15 protein-coding genes and 1 other RNA gene are annotated in these 16,721 nt (G+C 70.1%); 3 read left to right on the forward strand and 13 right to left on the reverse strand.

Annotation, left to right across the window (positions count from 1 at the left end):
- Positions 1 to 48: 48 nt before the first annotated feature.
- From PZB75_RS10120 to PZB75_RS10135, 4 genes are all read right to left on the reverse strand, one after another.
- A complete protein-coding gene (locus tag PZB75_RS10120) occupies positions 49 to 2,241 on the reverse strand; it encodes a glycosyltransferase (RefSeq protein ID WP_275534967.1) in 2,193 nt (730 codons plus the stop codon).
- Positions 2,242 to 2,829, reverse strand: a complete 588-nt coding sequence (locus PZB75_RS10125) for a hypothetical protein (RefSeq protein WP_275534968.1) — start codon at positions 2,827 to 2,829, stop codon at positions 2,242 to 2,244.
- Between the two features lie 701 nt (positions 2,830 to 3,530).
- Entirely contained in the window at positions 3,531 to 3,737 is a 207-nt protein-coding gene (locus PZB75_RS10130) for a hypothetical protein (RefSeq protein WP_275534969.1), read from the reverse strand.
- 197 nt (positions 3,738 to 3,934) lie between these two features.
- Positions 3,935 to 4,132, reverse strand: a complete 198-nt coding sequence (locus PZB75_RS10135) for a hypothetical protein (protein WP_275534970.1) — start codon at positions 4,130 to 4,132, stop codon at positions 3,935 to 3,937.
- A gap of 652 nt (positions 4,133 to 4,784) precedes the next feature.
- Between PZB75_RS10135 and PZB75_RS10140 the strand changes: the two genes are divergently transcribed.
- Together PZB75_RS10140 and PZB75_RS10145 are read left to right on the forward strand one after the other, a co-directional pair.
- On the forward strand, positions 4,785 to 5,654 hold the full coding sequence (locus PZB75_RS10140) for a helix-turn-helix transcriptional regulator (protein ID WP_275534971.1): 870 nt from the start codon (positions 4,785 to 4,787) through the stop codon (positions 5,652 to 5,654).
- The gene (locus PZB75_RS10145; protein ID WP_275534972.1) at positions 5,651 to 5,857 is read left to right on the forward strand and encodes a DUF397 domain-containing protein; all 207 of its coding nucleotides are present in this window, start codon (positions 5,651 to 5,653) and stop codon (positions 5,855 to 5,857) included. Before PZB75_RS10140 ends, PZB75_RS10145 begins: the two co-directional genes overlap by 4 nt.
- A gap of 180 nt (positions 5,858 to 6,037) precedes the next feature.
- On the opposite strand, the gene ssrA is transcribed toward PZB75_RS10145, so the two are convergent.
- The 5 genes from ssrA to ftsE form a co-directional block, all read right to left on the reverse strand.
- Positions 6,038 to 6,408, reverse strand: a transfer-messenger RNA (tmRNA) gene (gene ssrA, locus PZB75_RS10150).
- A gap of 130 nt (positions 6,409 to 6,538) precedes the next feature.
- Positions 6,539 to 7,024 (reverse strand): SsrA-binding protein SmpB, encoded by a 486-nt coding sequence (gene smpB / locus PZB75_RS10155; protein ID WP_275534973.1) that lies wholly within the window; start codon positions 7,022 to 7,024, stop codon positions 6,539 to 6,541.
- 18 nt (positions 7,025 to 7,042) lie between these two features.
- Complete coding sequence (locus tag PZB75_RS10160) at positions 7,043 to 8,296, reverse strand: S41 family peptidase (RefSeq protein ID WP_275534974.1); 1,254 nt, start codon at positions 8,294 to 8,296, stop codon at positions 7,043 to 7,045.
- Between the two features lie 231 nt (positions 8,297 to 8,527).
- On the reverse strand, positions 8,528 to 9,445 hold the full coding sequence (gene ftsX / locus PZB75_RS10165) for a permease-like cell division protein FtsX (RefSeq protein ID WP_275534975.1): 918 nt from the start codon (positions 9,443 to 9,445) through the stop codon (positions 8,528 to 8,530).
- Between the two features lie 23 nt (positions 9,446 to 9,468).
- A complete protein-coding gene (ftsE, locus tag PZB75_RS10170) occupies positions 9,469 to 10,158 on the reverse strand; it encodes a cell division ATP-binding protein FtsE (protein ID WP_275534976.1) in 690 nt (229 codons plus the stop codon).
- Between the two features lie 268 nt (positions 10,159 to 10,426).
- Here ftsE and PZB75_RS10175 point away from each other — a divergent pair, with 268 nt between their 5' ends.
- Positions 10,427 to 10,621: a hypothetical protein gene (locus PZB75_RS10175; protein ID WP_275534977.1), complete on the forward strand. Its 195-nt coding sequence runs from the start codon at positions 10,427 to 10,429 to the stop codon at positions 10,619 to 10,621.
- A gap of 195 nt (positions 10,622 to 10,816) precedes the next feature.
- On the opposite strand, the gene PZB75_RS10180 is transcribed toward PZB75_RS10175, so the two are convergent.
- From PZB75_RS10180 to PZB75_RS10195, 4 genes are all read right to left on the reverse strand, one after another.
- Positions 10,817 to 11,530: a hypothetical protein gene (locus PZB75_RS10180; protein WP_275534978.1), complete on the reverse strand. Its 714-nt coding sequence runs from the start codon at positions 11,528 to 11,530 to the stop codon at positions 10,817 to 10,819.
- Between the two features lie 384 nt (positions 11,531 to 11,914).
- Positions 11,915 to 13,021, reverse strand: coding sequence for a peptide chain release factor 2 (gene prfB, locus PZB75_RS10185; RefSeq protein WP_275534979.1), 1,107 nt, complete (start codon positions 13,019 to 13,021; stop codon positions 11,915 to 11,917).
- A gap of 48 nt (positions 13,022 to 13,069) precedes the next feature.
- The gene (locus PZB75_RS10190) at positions 13,070 to 14,314 is read right to left on the reverse strand and encodes a serine/threonine-protein kinase (RefSeq protein WP_275534980.1); all 1,245 of its coding nucleotides are present in this window, start codon (positions 14,312 to 14,314) and stop codon (positions 13,070 to 13,072) included.
- Between the two features lie 170 nt (positions 14,315 to 14,484).
- Positions 14,485 to 16,215 (reverse strand): serine/threonine-protein kinase, encoded by a 1,731-nt coding sequence (locus PZB75_RS10195; protein ID WP_275534981.1) that lies wholly within the window; start codon positions 16,213 to 16,215, stop codon positions 14,485 to 14,487.
- Between the last annotated feature and the right edge of the window lie 506 nt (positions 16,216 to 16,721).

A 16,721-nucleotide genomic window follows, 5' to 3' on the forward strand; every position in this document is an offset into this window, starting at 1 on the left:
CCGGGTCACGGGGCTGCCACGGCGTGCCGGGCGGCTGGTCGGGATACGTCACGCGACGGGCCTCCGGTCGTTGCTGCCGGCCCTCAACTGGTTCGGTACCGAGCCGGAGGCGTCCAGCGCTCCCGTGCGGCGCAGCTTCTGCCAGCGCAGCCGGCCGCCGGTGAGCGCGGTGATCCAGGAGTTGAGCAGCACCACGTACATGAGCTGCCGGTAGAGGATCTGCTGGAGGGGCAGCGAGATGAGATGGGTCATGCGTTCCTTGTCGAGCCGGAAGGCGTACGCCGCGCAGATGCCCTGCACCACGAGGACGCCGAGCCAGGCGACGACCGTCTTCTGGGTGGGGCCGAAGACCAGCCCGTACAGCAGGAAGACGTCGATGAGGGGCGCGAGCAGCGGTGCCACGACCATGAACAGGGAGACGAAGGGCAGTCCGACCCGCCCGAACCGGCCGGAGGGGCCGCGCTCGATGAGTGATCTGCGGTGCTTCCAGATCGCCTGCATGGTGCCGTACGACCACCGGTAGCGCTGCGACCACAGCTGCTGCACGGACTCCGGCGCCTCGGTCCAGGCGCGGGCGTTCTCCGCGTAGACCACGCGCCAGCCGTCGCGGTGCAGGGCCATGGTGACGTCGGTGTCCTCGGCGAGGGTGTCCTCGCTCATGCCGCCGACCCGGTCCAGCGCCTGCCGGCGGAACGCGCCGACGGCGCCCGGGATCGTGGGCATGCAGCCGAGGATGTCGTACATCCGGCGGTCGAGGTTGAAGCCCATCACGTACTCGATGTGCTGCCAGGCGCCGATGAGCGAGTCGCGGTTGCCGACCTTGGCGTTGCCCGCGACGGCCCCGACCCTCGGGTCACCGAAGGGCTGCACCAGCTCGCGGACGGTGGACGGTTCGAAGACGGTGTCGCCGTCCATCATCACCACGACGTCGTACCGGGCGTGCGCGATGCCGTTGTTGAGGGCCGCGGGCTTCCCGCCGTTGCGCTGCCGCACCACGCGTACGTTCGGCAGTCGCAGCGCCTCCACGAGGTCCGCCGTGCCGTCCGTCGAACCGTCGTCGATGACGATCACTTCGATGGGGTGGTCGCTGGACATCAGCGAGCGGACGGTGGCCTCGATGCACTTGCGTTCGTTGTACGCGGGCACCAGCACCGAGACCGGTCGGGTGAACGGCTCGCCCCAGCGGAAGTTTCGTTTCCGCACCTTCCTGGCGTGCAGGAAGGACAGCAGCAGCATCAGCCCGAAGCGGGAGAAGACCAGCACGCCGATGACGGCGAGACCGGCGACCATGACGCCGGTGATGTGCTCCGAGACGTCGACGGCGTAGACGAACGCCTTGCCCTTCACCAGCGCGAAGCCGGTGACCGGGGTGTGGGCGCTCGGTGCGCCGAGAGCCGTCGTCAGGTTGTCGAAGGTGTAGCCCCGCTCCTGCATCCGCGGCAGGAACTTCCCGAGCGCGGCCACGGTCTGGGACCGGTCACCACCCGAGTCGTGCATCAGGATGATGGCGCCCTTGCCGCCCTTGGGCGTGGCCCGCTTGATGATGGAGTGGACCCCGGGGCGCTTCCAGTCCTCACTGTCGGTGTTGTTGACGACGGTGAGGTAGCCGCGGCTGCCGACGTACTGCGTGACCGGCCAGGACTTGTCGTCCATGGCGTCGGCGAACGAGGAGTACGGCGGGCGGAACAGGGAGGTACGGATACCGGCCGCGCCCGCCAGCACCAGCTGGTTCTGGGAGAGTTCCCAGTCGATGCGGTCGGTGGACTGGTACGAGAGGTCCGGGTGGTTGAAGGTGTGCAGCCCGACCTCGTGCCCCTCGTCGACCATCCGCTTGACCAGGTCGGGGTAGCGCGAGGCCATGGTGCCGGTGACGAAGAAGACGCCGTGCGCGTCGTGCTCCTTCAGCTCGTCGAGGACCTTCGGCGTCCACTCGGGGTCCGGCCCGTCGTCGAAGGTGAGGACGATCTTGTGGTCGGGTATCCGCAGCGACTTGGGATCGTCCTTGGCCCGCGCGTCGATGACGGGGCCGCCCTCCATGATCTTCTGGGGGACCGTGTCGGTGGCCGCCGGAGGCTGGACGCGGTAGTCGGCGAGGATCTCGCTGTGCACGTACCCGCGCAGCATCAGCATCGCGAGCAGGGCGACAAGGAGCAGGGCGGGGAGCAGGTAACGCATGGGGAGCCTACGGCGCTGCCTCGGCTTCTTACGGTTGCTCTTGCCCCGCGGGGCGGGGGGTGTCATTTACGGGCTGCCTTCTGGAGGAGTGACGGTCTCACCGGGCGCCGACGACGTCTCGCCGGTCGGCGGTTCGACGGGCGGTGTCGAGACGCCCGGCGACGAGACGGTGTCCGAGGCCCCGGGCGTGGGCTTCGTGCCGCCGCCCGTCCCGCCCTTGGGTGGTACGACGACGGAGGACGACGCACCGCTGCCGCCCGGCTTCTTCGGCACGTGGGCGGCCGAGCTGCTGCCCGAGGGATGCGTGCTGGGGCCGACCGACGAGGTCGAGAGGGTCGCACTGGGTGTGACGCCGGGCGACGCCGGGTCGGAGGAGAGACTCGGGTCCGGCTCGACCTCCACCGGCGCTGTCTTCTTCTCCGGCTGACCTGAGATCGGCAGCCAGGGCGCGCTGGAGTTGCCACCGAGCACGGAGACCACCAGCGTCACCGCGTAGCAGGCACAGATGATGGTGAGGACCCAGCCGAGCCGCCGGAACGTCTTGCTGCGGCGCCCGCTCTCGTCCACGAACACCGGCCCGTCGGAGCCCTCGGACGCTTCCGGTTCCTTCGGCAGTTGGGAGAGCTGACGCCCCACGTCCAGTTGGAGCGTCATCTCGCTCGGCTCCTGGGTATGCCCGGAACGGGCACTTTCACGCCGATTTTCCACAGGTGTTCGCACATCCCCCACTCAACGGATCGGGCACGCACAACTGTCCGGCCTCGTGTCGCTGGACCGGGCCCCCACCCTGTCCAGGCGCCCCCTACCACAGTGCACCCGAACCACGAATGTAGCGCACCCGGACGACGCGGTGGCCGGGAGACAGCCGATGTTAGGCATCAGTGCTGCATCGATTTCCGGCAGTCGGCCACCGGGGAGTCGTTTCGGCCAGTTTTCCCCGGAGGCAAGAAGCCGCCTCCCGGCTCGGAACACGTTCGCGGCCGGGGCGGCGCGACCCTTGCCCAGGCCGCCGCGCGGGCCCGTCACCAGCGGGACGGCGGCAAAGGCCGCGGCAACGCCTCGACACACTGCCCGGTATGGCCGGAAATCTCACCAAGGCGCGTGTGAAGGGTGTGTTTTTGGCCATGCCCGCGACGCGCTTTCTCCACATCCAGGGCGAGCGGCGCGGGCGACGCGGGCAGCGGACCCACAGTCTTCGAACAACAGTCGGACGAAGTCGGTCCGCTTTCGGATACGGAGCCCGCCCGCCCCGGGCGCGGGCGGTCCGCGCACCGGCCCGCACGGCTCTACGGAACCAGCCAGATCCACACCCGCCCCCACCGGCACCTCGCCCGCGTTTGCCCCCTTTCACCCCCTCAGGCGCGTGCCCGAATCCATGCCGCCAGCTCCCGTACGAGTTCCGCCGACGCGCCGCCGAGCTGTACGAACGGCCTGTCGGTGACCGTGGGGAAGTCGCCGCGCAACGAGGGCAGGGTGACGCCCGCGAGCTTGAGCGCGTCGGCCAGATCGCGCGCCGCCAGGTCACCCTCGCGGAGTGCCTGGCCGTTCGCCGAGTCGGACATGGGTGCGGCCTTTCGTTGATGACGGACCAGTGGTTCGTGCGGCGGGGGCCGGACGACGGGGTTCGCGCGCGGCGAGGTTCACGCGACGGGGGCGGGACGACGGGCGTCCGCGCGCGGCGGGATGCACGCGACCGGGGGCAGGCCGACGGGTCCGCGCGCGGCGGCAGTCCACCCGGCGAGGTGCGGGCGGCCGGGCCTCACGGCCGGCGGCGGGGGCGCGCCGAGATCACCAGGCCCAGTTCATGGGCCGCCTCCACCACCAGCGTCATGAGCTGAGCGGTGGTAAGGGCCTCGCGGCGGTCAGCCCGCTCGCCGAAGATCAGGACATGACTGCCGGACTCCCCCGGAGCGAGCGGCACGCGTAACCCCGGCGTGATGCCCGGCGTGTCCCCCATGAGGCTCCCTCAGGTCGTGTCGGCCGCCGGCCGTCCCCCGTGGCACGGACAGGACGAAGTACGTCGCCTTGCCCCGCGGGGGCACGGTCCGCACACCCCAGTCGTCCGCCAGGGACTCCACGAGGAACAGCCCCCGGCCGTGCGTCGCGGTTCCGGAGCCGTGACGCACGACAGGGACACCGCCGCCGTGATCGACGACCGTCACGGTGAGCGCCGCGTCCGACAGCGCGCAGATCACGCGGTACGAGGCTCCGCCCACGGCGTGGATGACGGCGTTGGTCGCGAGTTCACTGGCCAACAGTTCGGCCGTATCCGAAAACTCGTCCGAGAAACCCCAGTTACGTACGGTTCCGCGTACGCGTTTCCGGGTTTCCCGCACGGATTCTTCGGCGGAGGGAAATTGGAACGTCTGCTCATCGTTGGGCACCAGAGTTCACCTCTCGGCGTGTGACGGGGGCGAACGGAGGGTCCCGCGTCACCGGATTTGCCACGCTTCGCCACCGTCGAGTGACGATCCGTGACCGACGGGGACACAGTAGCGGCGCCTATACCCTTCTTGCAAGTACCCTCTACGCATATATGCATGTCTACTTGCTGGCGCTCGTGGCGGACCAGCGGGCAAACTGACAACCGACATCAATCGAGGAGCGTGATGGGCCAGACGATCAGGAGCCGACGCCTGGGGTCGGACCTGCGACAACTGCGCCGCAGGGCCAACCTGACGGCCGAGGCGGTGGGGGACGAACTCGGTTTCTCCCAGTCCAAGATGAGCCGCATGGAAAAGGGGGAGGTACGTGTCTCGCGTACCGATCTCAAGGCGCTCCTGGCCCTGTACGGCGTCACCGACGAGAAGCAGGTCGCCGCGTTCCTCGAAGCCGCGAAGGACGCCAGGACCCGGGGCTGGTGGATCGCCTACGAGGACGCGTTGCCGCGCGAGTACCGGGACTTCATCGCACTGGAGGGCACGGCGGCGGGCATCCGCACCTTCGAGGGCATGATCGTGCCCGGTCTGATGCAGACGCCCGACTACACCCGGCACATCATCACGGCCGGGCCCGCGGTGCTGCCGCCCGGCCATGTGGACTCGCTGATCAAGGTGCGGATGGAGCGCCAGTCCATCCTGGAGGGCGAACACCCGCCGAAGCTCTGGGCCATCGTGACGGAGGGCGCGCTGCGCCAGGTCGTCGGCGGGCACACGGTCATGCTCGACCAACTGCACCATCTGACCCGGCTGACCGAGCGCAGCAACCTCACCCTGCAGGTCCTGCCGTTCGAGGCGGGCGCGCACGCCGGCGTCCAAAGCCCGTTCGTGCTCTTCGACTTCCCGGCTGATCCCAGCATCGCCTGTGTGGCCAATCTGACCGGGACGCTGTTCATGGACCAGCCCGGACAGCTCGACGCGTTCTCCGACGCGTTCGACAACCTCCGGGCGAGCGCGTTGAGCCCTGCGGATTCCCTGACGCGCATCACCGACATCATGACGGCGATGCGCCGCGACCAAGACCAGAGGAAGCAATCATGACCACCCCTGTCATCGTCGGCCCGTTCGTCAAGTCCACCGCCAGCGGACAGCAGGACAACTGCGTCGAAGTAGCCCCGCTCTCCAACGGCGGCAGGGCGGTCCGCGACAGCAAGGACCAGGGCGGCGGCGCCCGTCTCTTCTTCACCCCCGACGGTTGGGCCGCCTTCACGCACGGCGTGAAGCACGGCGACTTCACCGCCTGATCCTCGTCCCGATCACTCCAGCCCGACCCGGTCACTCCGGGCGGGGACCGTCACCACGGCCCTCGCCCGGAGCCCCGTCGCCACGAGTCGTCGCCAGGACGGGAGCGCGCGCCGGAAAACGAGAAAGACCCCCTGCCCTGCGATGACTCGCAGTTCAGAGGGTCTTCCCCCACATGGGAATTGTGGAGATGGCGGGAATCGAACCCGCGTCCAACGGTGCAGAACCAGGGCTTCTCCGAGCGCAGTCCGCTGCGATTTTCTCGGCCCCGGAGATCACGCGAACAAGTCTCCGACGGGCTCAGTCACTGTTTGATTTCCTCCTGGACCCCGTGACCGGGTTCAGAAGTTTAGTTCCCTAGATGATGCCAGGATCCGGGTCGGGAACAGTCCCCGGGCTGACACTTCACAGGTCGCTACTTAGGCAGCGAGGGTGAAGGAATCGCGCTTGGAATCGGCGATTATTGGTTGCGACATATGGTTAACGAGATCATTGCCGCTTCCTCGGCTCGCTTCCCCTGCTTCGACATCCGCTGTCGAAACCGATCATCCCCATGTTGTTTTTTCAACTGCCGCACCCGCTGTGAGGTGCAGTGCCATCGTACGTGAACAACGGCCATCGGGGCCAGCTTATTCCGGTGGGCCCCCGCCGGGCCCCCACGGCCCCGCCGGCCGGGCGGTGGATCAGCCGCGCTGACGCCGCCGTACCGACGAGATCGCGCGTTCCGTCTCGCGCCGGTCCTGCTGTTCCCGCAGCGTCTGCCGCTTGTCGTACTCCTTCTTGCCCTTCGCCAGCGCGATCTCGATCTTGACCCGGCCGTCCCTGAAGTACAGCGCGAGCGGGACGATGGTGTGCCCCGACTCCTGCGACTTCGATTCCAGCTTGTCGATCTCGGCCCGGTGCAGCAGCAGTTTGCGCTTGCGCTTGGCGGAGTGGTTGGTCCACGTGCCCTGGACGTACTCCGGGACGTGGATGTTGTGCAGCCACGCCTCGTGACCGTCGATCTGCACGAAGCCGTCGACCAGCGAGGCCCGGCCCATTCGGAGCGACTTGACCTCGGTGCCCATCAGCACCAGGCCGCACTCGTAGGTGTCGAGGATGTGGTAGTCGTGCCGCGCCTTCTTGTTCTGCGCGATGAGCTTGCGCCCGGTGTCCTTTTCCTTGGTCATAGTGCGATCATTTTCGCACTACGACCCACCCCCGAGGCCACTCAATACCGTTTCGGCCCGCTGCTGGGCCCCCTCGGTGACCGTGACGTCGGGCGTGATGCCCTTCTCGTCGACGCTGCGACCGCCCGGGGTGCGGTAGTGGCCGACGGTCAGCTCGGCGACCGAACCGCCCGGCAGCTTGCTCGGCATCTGCACCGAACCCTTGCCGAAGGTCCGCGAACCGACGGTGACGGCCCGCCCCCGGTCCTGGAGGGCGCCCGTCAGCAGCTCAGCCGCGCTCATCGTGCCGCCGTCGACGAGCACGACCACCGGACGGTCCGTGTCACCGCCGGGATCGGCGTACAGGGCGCGCTGCTCACCCCGTACGTCATAGGTGGCGACCAGCCCGCCGTCCAGGAAGGCGGAGGCGGCGGTGACGGCCTCGCCGACCAGACCGCCCGCGTTGCCGCGCAGATCCAGCAGGATGCCGTCACCGGACGGCGCCTCCCGGACCGCGTCCCGCACCTTGGCCCCCGCGCCCCTGGTGAACGAGCCGACCTTGATCAGCACCGCCGGAGTACCGGCCCCGGACACAGTGGCGGCCTTCCGCTCGGCCAACCGCCGTACCGTCACCGGCTCGGTGCTGAGCCGCGTCCTGCGCGGTGTCACGGACCAGCGGCGGTCGCCCCGCTGGAGCCCGAGGACGACGGCGCTCCCGGGAACCGCGTCGCGGTCGTCGCCGCGCAGCAGGGCCACGACCTCGGACACGGGACGCCCGTCGACCGGGCGTCCGTCGACGGTACGGATCAGATCGCCCCCGCGGACCCCGGCCGCGTCGGCCGGTCCGCCCGTACGCACGCCCGCCACCGCGACCCGGCCGTCCGCCGCGCGTCTCGCGGACAGGCCGACGCCCGTGTACGAGCCGTCCAGGGCCTGCTCGAACTCCTCGTACTCCCGCTGGTCGTACACCGCGCCCCAGCGGTCCCCGCTGCGGCTGACGACCTCCTCGGCCGCCTCCGTACCGGACTTGCCGTCGGCGACCGCCTCGGCGGCGGCGTCCGCCACGTCGTCACGGTCGACGGTGGAGGAGACGGACCGGCTCCTCAGCTCCGGCCCGTCCGGACCCGCCGGACCGCCGGAGCCGTGCGTGACGCCCCTCGCCGAGGGATCGGCCTCGCCGCCCGGCAGCGAACCGGTGGCGGCGGCGGTGACGAGAACACTCGCGAAGACCAAGGTCAGGGCCGCCCCGCGGCACAGACCGCGGGACCCGGAGCGAACCAAGGGGCCTGACATGGCGACGAGTCTAAGGGCTGTCCCGCGATCCGTGGTGGATCAGCGTGCGGCGTCGGATGCGGTGCATCGCCAGGCGGAGGAGCGTCCGCGTACTGGATGTACGGGGACGGTCCGACAACGCCGCGAGGTGCCGTAGCTGTCGTCGCACGCCCACCAGGGATCACGGGACAGCCCCAGGACAACGCCCCCTCGGCGCAGGGCTCGTCGGCCGTGCGCGCGAGGGGGCGCTCGTCACACCTTGAGGTACTTGCGGAGCGCGAACAGCGCGGCCACGGCGGGCATCAGCAGCCCGATCGCCAGTACCAGCGGCAGTTTGGTGAGGACCGCGTCCCAGCCGATGAAGTCGATCAAGGTCAGCTTCTGATCGAGCTGGAGACCCGCGTCGATCAGGAAGTACCGGCCCGCCAGCAGCATTCCGCAGGCCAGCACACCGCCGATCATCCCGGCGAAGGCCGCCTCCATGATGAACGGCATCTGGATGTAGAAGCCGGAGGCGCCCACGAGCCGCATGATGCCCGTCTCCCTGCGGCGGCTGAACGCCGATACGCGAACGGTGTTCACGATCAGCATCAGCGCGATGACGAGCATCAGCCCCATCAGGAAGAGCGCGGCGACGTTCATGCCGTTCATCAGCCCGAAGAGGTTGTCGAGGATGCCTCTCTGGTCCTGGACGGACTGCACCCCGTCACGGCCGGCGAACGCGGTCGCGACGACCTTGTACTTCTTGGGGTCGTCGAGCTTGACCCGGAACGACTCCTGGAGCTGGTCCGGCGTGATGTCCCCGGCCATCGGGGAGTCGCCGAAGTCCTCCTGGTAGTGCTTGTACGCCTCGTCCGCCGACTCGTAGGTCACCTTCTGGACGGCGTCCATCTTGTTGAGGTCGGCCTCGATCTCCTTCTTCTGCTGCGGAGTGACGGCCCCCTTGGCGCACTTGGCCACGGTCGCCGCGTCCGTCTTGCTGCACAGGAAGATCGAGACGTTGACCTTGTCGTACCAGTAGTCCTTCATCGTGCTGACCTGCTCGCGCAGCAGCAGCGCGCCGCCGAACAGGGCGAGCGAGAGGGCGACGGAGACGACGACGGCGAAGGTCATCGTGAGATTCCGACGGAGGCCGACGCCGATCTCCGACAGGACGAACTGGGCGCGCATGGCGTCCTTTCAGTGCTCGATGCTCAGTGCTGGTAGCCGTAGACGCCGCGGGCCTGGTCACGTACGAGACGGCCTTGCTCGAGCTCGATGACGCGCTTGCGCATCTGGTCGACGATGTTCTGGTCGTGGGTCGCCATGATGACGGTGGTCCCGGTCCTGTTGATCCGGTCCAGCAGCTTCATGATGCCCACCGAGGTCTGCGGGTCGAGGTTGCCGGTCGGCTCGTCCGCGATCAGCAGCATGGGACGGTTCACGAACGCCCGCGCGATCGCCACGCGCTGCTGCTCACCACCGGACAGCTCGCCCGGCATCCGGTCCTCCTTGCCGCCGAGACCGACGAGATCGAGGACCTGCGGTACGGCCTTGCGGATCTCACCGCGCGGTTTGCCGATGACCTCCTGCGCGAAGGCCACGTTCTGCGCGACGGTCTTGTTGGGGAGGAGCCGGAAGTCCTGGAAGACCGTGCCCAGCTGGCGGCGCATGTGCGGCACCTTCCAGTTGGACAGGCGCGCGAGGTCCTTGCCGAGCACGTGCACCATGCCCTGGCTGGCGCGCTCCTCGCGGAGGATCAGTCGCATGAAGGTGGACTTGCCGGAGCCGGACGAGCCCACCAGGAAGACGAACTCACCCTTCTCGATGTCGAGGGAGACATCCCTGAGAGCTGGACGGCTCTGCTTCGGGTAGGTCTTGGAGACGTTGTCGAATCGGATCACGGATGCACCACGGTCGGCCGGGAGTAGGTGTGCGTGACCTTACGCGAACCGGCGATACGCGCGCAGGCATCGGCGGCCGGGTTGGGCGTTTTGTGCCGGAACAGGGTCCGATGCGACGCCGAACGCGGGGGCTTCCCCGGCGGCCCGCGCCGAACGGCGTGGGAGCTGGCACAGTGGTGGGGGGAACAGTCGCGTTTCCCTGAGCGTTGAGCGGACAGCAGGCGGAGAGAACGCCGTGCGGCCCCGCCGCGCGGAAGGAGGAAGGCGCATGACCTACGACCGACTGGTGTGCGCGAACTGCGCGGCGCCCGTGAACGAGGGCCGCTGCCGGGTCTGCCGGGCCAGCCGGCAGCGGCTGGAACAGGAGCAGGGCCCCTTCTCCGGCCTGAGCCCGGCGATGCTGCTGGGCCTGCTGGTGATCCTGCTGGCCGCGCTGGCGCTGCTGGCCCACCAGGCCGGGTGACCGCCCGCACACGGATGTGAGGCCGTCCCCGCACGGGGCGGGACATGCCGGAGGGCCCGGGAACACGCCGTACGGCGTGTTCCCGGGCCCTCCGGGCGTTCAGGTACGAGCCCCAGGCGATACGTCCGGGCCCGGATGCGTGCGTACGTGCCCAGGCCCGGTGTGTACGGGACCAGGTGTACGCGTACGGGCCCGTCAGGCGGTCGCGCCGCCGTTGCCGCTCACCAGACGCGGCAGGAAGCGGAAGCCGATGCCCCCGGCGATCATCGTCGCGGCGCCGATCACCAGGAACGTGGTCTCACCCGCACCCGTCGCGGCCAGCTCGTCCTTGCCCCTGGTCTGGGGCACGGGCTGGTTGCCGACGCTGTCGGTGTCGGTGTGGTCGGCGCACGTGGCACCGTCGCCGGTGACGGTGCAGTCGCTGCCACCGTTCACGTCGTCACCGCCGGTGGTGCTGCCACCGGTGCCGGAGCCCGTCGTGGGCGCCGGGGTCGCGGGCGGACCGTCGGTCGGCGGCTTGCTCGTCGGAGGCTGCTGGGTCGGCGGCTTCTCCGTCGGGGGCTGCTGGGTGGGCGGCTCCTGAGTGGGCGGTTCCTGGGTCGGAGGCTCCTGAGTGGGCGGCTCCTGGGTCGGAGGCTCCTGGGTCGGCGGTTCCTGGGTCGGAGGCTCCTGAGTGGGCGGCTCCTCGGTCGGGGGCTCCTCGGTCGGAGGCTCCTCGCAACGCGGGTCGGTCGGAGCACAGGGCTCGTCGGTCTCGTCGTCCCCAGCCAGCGGCTGGACGGCGGAGGCGACCGTCGCCTCGTCACCGCTGAACGCCTGCGCGGCGCCCGCGGCGGTCAGCGAGGCGCCTGCGGCGATCACCGCGCCCGCGGCGATCCGCGCGACGCGTACGCGCGTCTTCTTCGTCATCTGCTGCTACCCCCAGTAGCCGATCTCGTCGATGGAGCAGCCGGATGCGGGGCCATGGCTCTGCGGGGTCGCGTTCGGCGGGGCCACGTGAACGCGTGGCCGTCTCGCCCGCCCCCGTCCGCACCTGTCCCGGACATACACATGCTGCGCAAGCAGACTGTCCAGGGTTAAGGATTCCGTCAAGGCCGTTCCGTGCCGTACGCACCGATTTGAGGCCGCTTGACGGGCATTCGGATTCGGGAATGTGACGCACGCCCCGCCCGATGCCCCTCGAAACGCGTCGAACCCGGGTGAGTTCACCTCACCCGGGTTCAACTGACGTATACGCGAAACGCGTTCAGCGCCTGTCTGACGTCGGGTCAGCGGGCGCGGTCGGCGGACGGACTACTTCTCCTGCTGCTTGCGCCAGCGGATGCCGGCCTCCAGGAAACCGTCGATCTCCCCGTTGAAGACCGCCTCCGGGTTGCCGACCTCGAACTCCGTACGCAGGTCCTTGACCATCTGGTACGGGTGCACGACGTACGAACGCATCTGGTTGCCCCAGGAGTTGCCGCCGTCGCCCTTGAGGGCGTTCATCTTCTCCTGCTCCTCCTGGCGGCGCCGCTCAAGGAGCTTCGCCTGGAGGACGTTCATCGCGGTCGCCTTGTTCTGGATCTGCGAGCGCTCGTTCTGACAGGAGACGACGATGCCGGTCGGGAGGTGGGTCAGCCGCACCGCGGAGTCCGTGGTGTTGACACCCTGCCCGCCGGGCCCCGAGGAGCGGTACACGTCGACGCGCAGCTCCGACTCGTCGATCTCGATGTGGTCGGTCTGCTCGACGACCGGCAGCACCTCCACACCCGCGAACGACGTCTGGCGGCGGCCCTGGTTGTCGAAGGGCGAGATCCGGACCAGCCGGTGGGTGCCCTGCTCGACGGAGAGCGTGCCGTAGGCGTACGGGATCTGGACGGCGAAGGTGGTCGACTTGATGCCGGCCTCCTCGGCGTACGACGTCTCGTAGACCTCGGTCCTGTAGCCGTGCCGCTCGGCCCAGCGGAGATACATGCGCTGCAGCTTCTCGGCGAAGTCCGCGGCGTCCACGCCGCCCGCCTCGGCCCGGATGTTGACGAGCGCCTCACGGGAGTCGTACTCGCCGGAGAGGAGCGTACGGACCTCCATCTCGTCCAGCGCCTTCTTGACGGACTCCAGCTCCGACTCGGCCTCGGCGAGCGCGTCGGCGTCGCCCTCGTCCTGGGCCAGCTCGAACAGGACCTCAAGATCGTCGATCCGGCCGCGCAGCCCCTCCGCCTTGCGGACCTCGGCCTGGAGGTGCGACAGCTTGCTGGTGATCTTCTGTGCCGCCTCTGGATCGTCCCAGAGGGAGGGCGCTGCCGCCTGCTCCTCAAGCGCGGCGATATCGGCCCTCAGCCCGTCCAGGTCGAGGACGGCCTCGATCGACCCCATGGTCGAGGAGAGGGACTTCAGCTCTTCGGATACATCGACGACTGCCACAGGTCCAGCGTAACGGCTGTCGGCGCGGACCTGCCCCGGGCCGTCGGGTCAGGGCGTGGCCGGGGCCGACCGCCCCGGGTCCGGCCGGGGTGCGCCGGTGTCGTCGTCGCCGAGCGCCAGCCAGCCGCCGACGCCCAGGGCCGCGCACAGGAGCAGCGCCGCGGCACCGAGGGTGAGGCGGCGCTTACGGATCGCGGCGGCGTTGTTGCGGGCCGAGCCGGGGCGGGGGCGGCCCGGGGAGCGCGGGGCGCGGGCGGTGCCCCGGGGGCCGCCGGACAGCTCGTCGGGGGCCGGGACGCGCATGCTCGTGTGGGTCTCCCGGTTGGAGTCCGGGGTGGAACCCGGGACCAGCGGTACCGCGCCTCGGCGGCGGGGCTCCTCGGGGGCCGGGATGTACTGCTGCTCGTCGTGCTCCGGGAAGCGCGGGCTCGTGGGGGTGTCCGGCTCGTCGACGTCCAGCGGGGGCATGCCCGCGAGGAGCGGGAGCAGTTCCCGCAGCCGGGTGGCCAGCTCGGAGGCGCGCAGCCGGGAGGCGGGGGCCTTGGCCAGGCACTGGACGAGGAGCTGCCACAGCTCGTCGGGGATGCCGGGGAGCGGCACCACGGTCTCGGTGACATGGCGGCGCAGGACCGCCCCGGGGTGGCCGCCGCCGAAGGGCGTGAAGCCGGCCAGCAGCTCGTACAGGACCGTCGCGAGGGCGTACATGTCGACGGCGGCGCGGGGCGGCAGGCCCTCGACTATCTCGGGGGCCAGATAGTCCGGCGTGCCGATGATCCTGGTGGCCTTGGTGCGGCGCGGGTTGTCGATCAGCTTGGCGACGCCGAAGTCGGTGAGCAGCGCCGGGTGCGCGCCGCCGGGGCCGAGCGGGCCCTCCATGTCGAGCAGGATGTTCTCCGGCTTGACGTCACGGTGGACTATCCCGGCGGCGTGCGCGGCGGCGAGCCCGTCCGCGACGTCCGCGATGATCGCGACGGCGGCCTCGGGGGCCAGCCGGCGCTCGCGGTCGAGGCGGGTGCGCAGATCGGTGCCGCGTACGAGGTCCATGACGAGGGCGAGGTCGTTGCCGTCCACCACGAGGTCGCGGACCGCGACGATGTGCGGGTGGTCGAGTCCGAGCAGCGCGGTGCGCTCCTGGACGAAGCGGCCCACCAGTTCCTCGTCGGACGCCAGGTCCTCGCGGAGGAGTTTGACCGCGACGGGCCCCTCGGGTCCCTCTCCGAGCCACACCGTTCCGGCGCTGCCGCGCCCCAGGATCTGGTGGGCGGTGTACCGGCTGCCGATATTCCGTGCCAAGACTGCTCCCTCAGCGGCTGGCGGTGGACCCCCGGTCGACAAAGCTACGCGGCGATCGGGGTGTTGCGTGCCCTGGTTGACGCCAACCTTCGACTTCCGCGCGGAACGAGAACCCGCGGAAGTCGATAAAACTACAGCGTTGCCGGTACGGGTGGTCCGGCGGGTGACGCTCAGTTGCCGGAACCGCCCAGGTCCGAGATCCAGCCGGAGACCGAGGAGACCGTGTCCCTGATCGTCTGCCAGTACCCCTTGCCCTGCCCCACCCATTCGTGCAGCGGGGTGAGTTCCCAGATCAGCCAGCCGGCGACGACCAGCACGATCAGCGTGACCAGGCAGCCCTTGAGGCAGCCGAGGCCGGGAATCCGCATCGGGTTGGCGCTGCGCTGCCTCGGCGGGCGGGGCTCACGACGGGCCGGCGCGGGTGCGGGCGCCTGGGGCTGTTGCGGGGGCTGCTGCTGGGGTGCGTACTGCTGACGCTGGTACTGCGCCTGCTGCTGCGCCTGGGCCTGCTGCTGTTGCTGTTGTTGGCGGCGCAACTGGGCCTGGTACTGCTGCTGTTGGTGTTGCTGCTCAGCATATCCCGGCTGCTGCGGCGGCTGCTGCGGGTACTGCTGCCGCGACGGGTACTGCTGCTGGCGGGGGTACTGCTCCGGGTCCTGCTGCCGGCGCTGGGGGCGGCGGCGCAGCGGGTCCTCGCTCGGGTCGAGGTACTGGACCTGCGTCTGCTCGTTGCGGTCACGTGCCGCCTGGAGCTGCGACTGCCAGGGGTGCGGCCCCTCGGGCTGCGGGGGCTCGTCGGGGCGGCCCGGCACGGGTGGCAGCACAGCGGTCGGGTCGGCGTGGCCGGGACCCTGACCGGGGCCCTGACCGGAGGTCTGTCCCATGACGCTGGTCGGGGCGCTCGGGTCGTACGCACCCGCCGTGCCCGCGTTGCTCGGCAGCACCTGCGTGGGGTCGGCGGCGCCCGGGGTCTCCGGGACGGCGGCCGGGGCCGGGTCGGGTGCGAGCAGGGCGGCCACCCCGTCGGCGGCCTCGACCTGGGCCGGGGTGGAGTGGACGCCGATGCCGGGGGCGACCGTGCGCAGCGCGCGGGCCAGGTTCTCGGCGCTCGGCCGCCGGTCCGGGTCCTTGCTGAGGCAGTGTTCGATGACCGTCCACAGCGGGGCGGGGACGGTCGTGGGCCTGCGGGGCTCCTCGTTGAGGTGCCGCTGGAGGACTTCGAGCGCGGTGCCGCCCGCGAACGGCGGACGGCCGGTGAGCAGTTCGTACAGCAGGATGCCCGCGCCGTAGATGTCGACGGCGGAGGTCTGCGGACGGCCCTCGGCGGACTCGGGCGCCACGTAGGCGGGCGTACCGACGAACTCGTGGGTACGGGTCAGGCCCGGCGAGTCCGCGAGGCGCGCGATGCCGAAGTCGGTGAGCATCGGGTGCATCTCGCCCCCGCGCTCGTCGAGCAGGACGTTGGCGGGCTTCAGGTCGCGGTGGACGACGCCGTCGGCGTGGCTGGCGGCGAGCGCGTCCGCGATCTGCGCGGTGAGGAGCGAGGCGGCGACCGGGGTGAGCGGACCGTTCTCGCGGAGGTACCGGTGCAGGTCCGGGCCGTCGATCAGGTCCATGACGAGGGCCAGCAGGTCGCCCTCGACGACGAGGTCACGGGTGCGCACGATGTTGGGATGGGTGAGCCGGAGCAGTACGGAACGCTCGCGCAGGAACCGCATCACGACATCCGCGTCGTTGGCCAGCTCCTCCTTGAGGACCTTGATCGCGACGGTCTCACCGGGCTGACCCGCGACGGCCGCCTCGGCGCCCGCGGTCTCCCGCTGGCGGGCCCGCCAGACGGTGCCCGTGGCGCCGCGTCCGAGCGGTTCCTCGAGCAGGTACTTGCTGCCTACCGGCCGCACGTCATGCGCTCCCTGCTGATCATGGTACTTACGGTCCCCCGGGGCCCGCCCGGATGTTCCGGCCCACTCTAACGACCTCCCCCACGACGGGGAGCGGGCTCCCGAAGCCCCGCGACCCCACTCACCGGTCCCCTCGTCGCGGGAGCGATCGTGATGCCCCTCGCGGGAGAGGTGGCGACGCCGCGTCCACGTTCTCCGAGGAGGCGTCCGTGGGGCGTCTTCCGGTCATGTTGACGCGATGCGGTGCGGTGTCCGGGGGAAGACGCGTATACCGGGCGGATGGTTGCCGAACACCTGTTCCTGGGGCGCGGACGGGGAGCCGCCGGCACCCGGGGGTACCCGGTCGAGCAGCGCTTTTGCGCCCACGGGCGGCCGCTCAAGATCATGTTGTGGTGGTCGCCGGGCGTGTTGTCAGTGGCAGGTGCGAGGATGCCCTCAGCACGGAACTGCGGGGCGGGAGCCTCGTTGTTGCGTGACGAACCTGTACCGGACGACGCGTCCGTGCC

Source organism: Streptomyces sp. AM 4-1-1 (genome assembly GCF_029167625.1).
Lineage (GTDB): Bacteria > Actinomycetota > Actinomycetes > Streptomycetales > Streptomycetaceae > Streptomyces.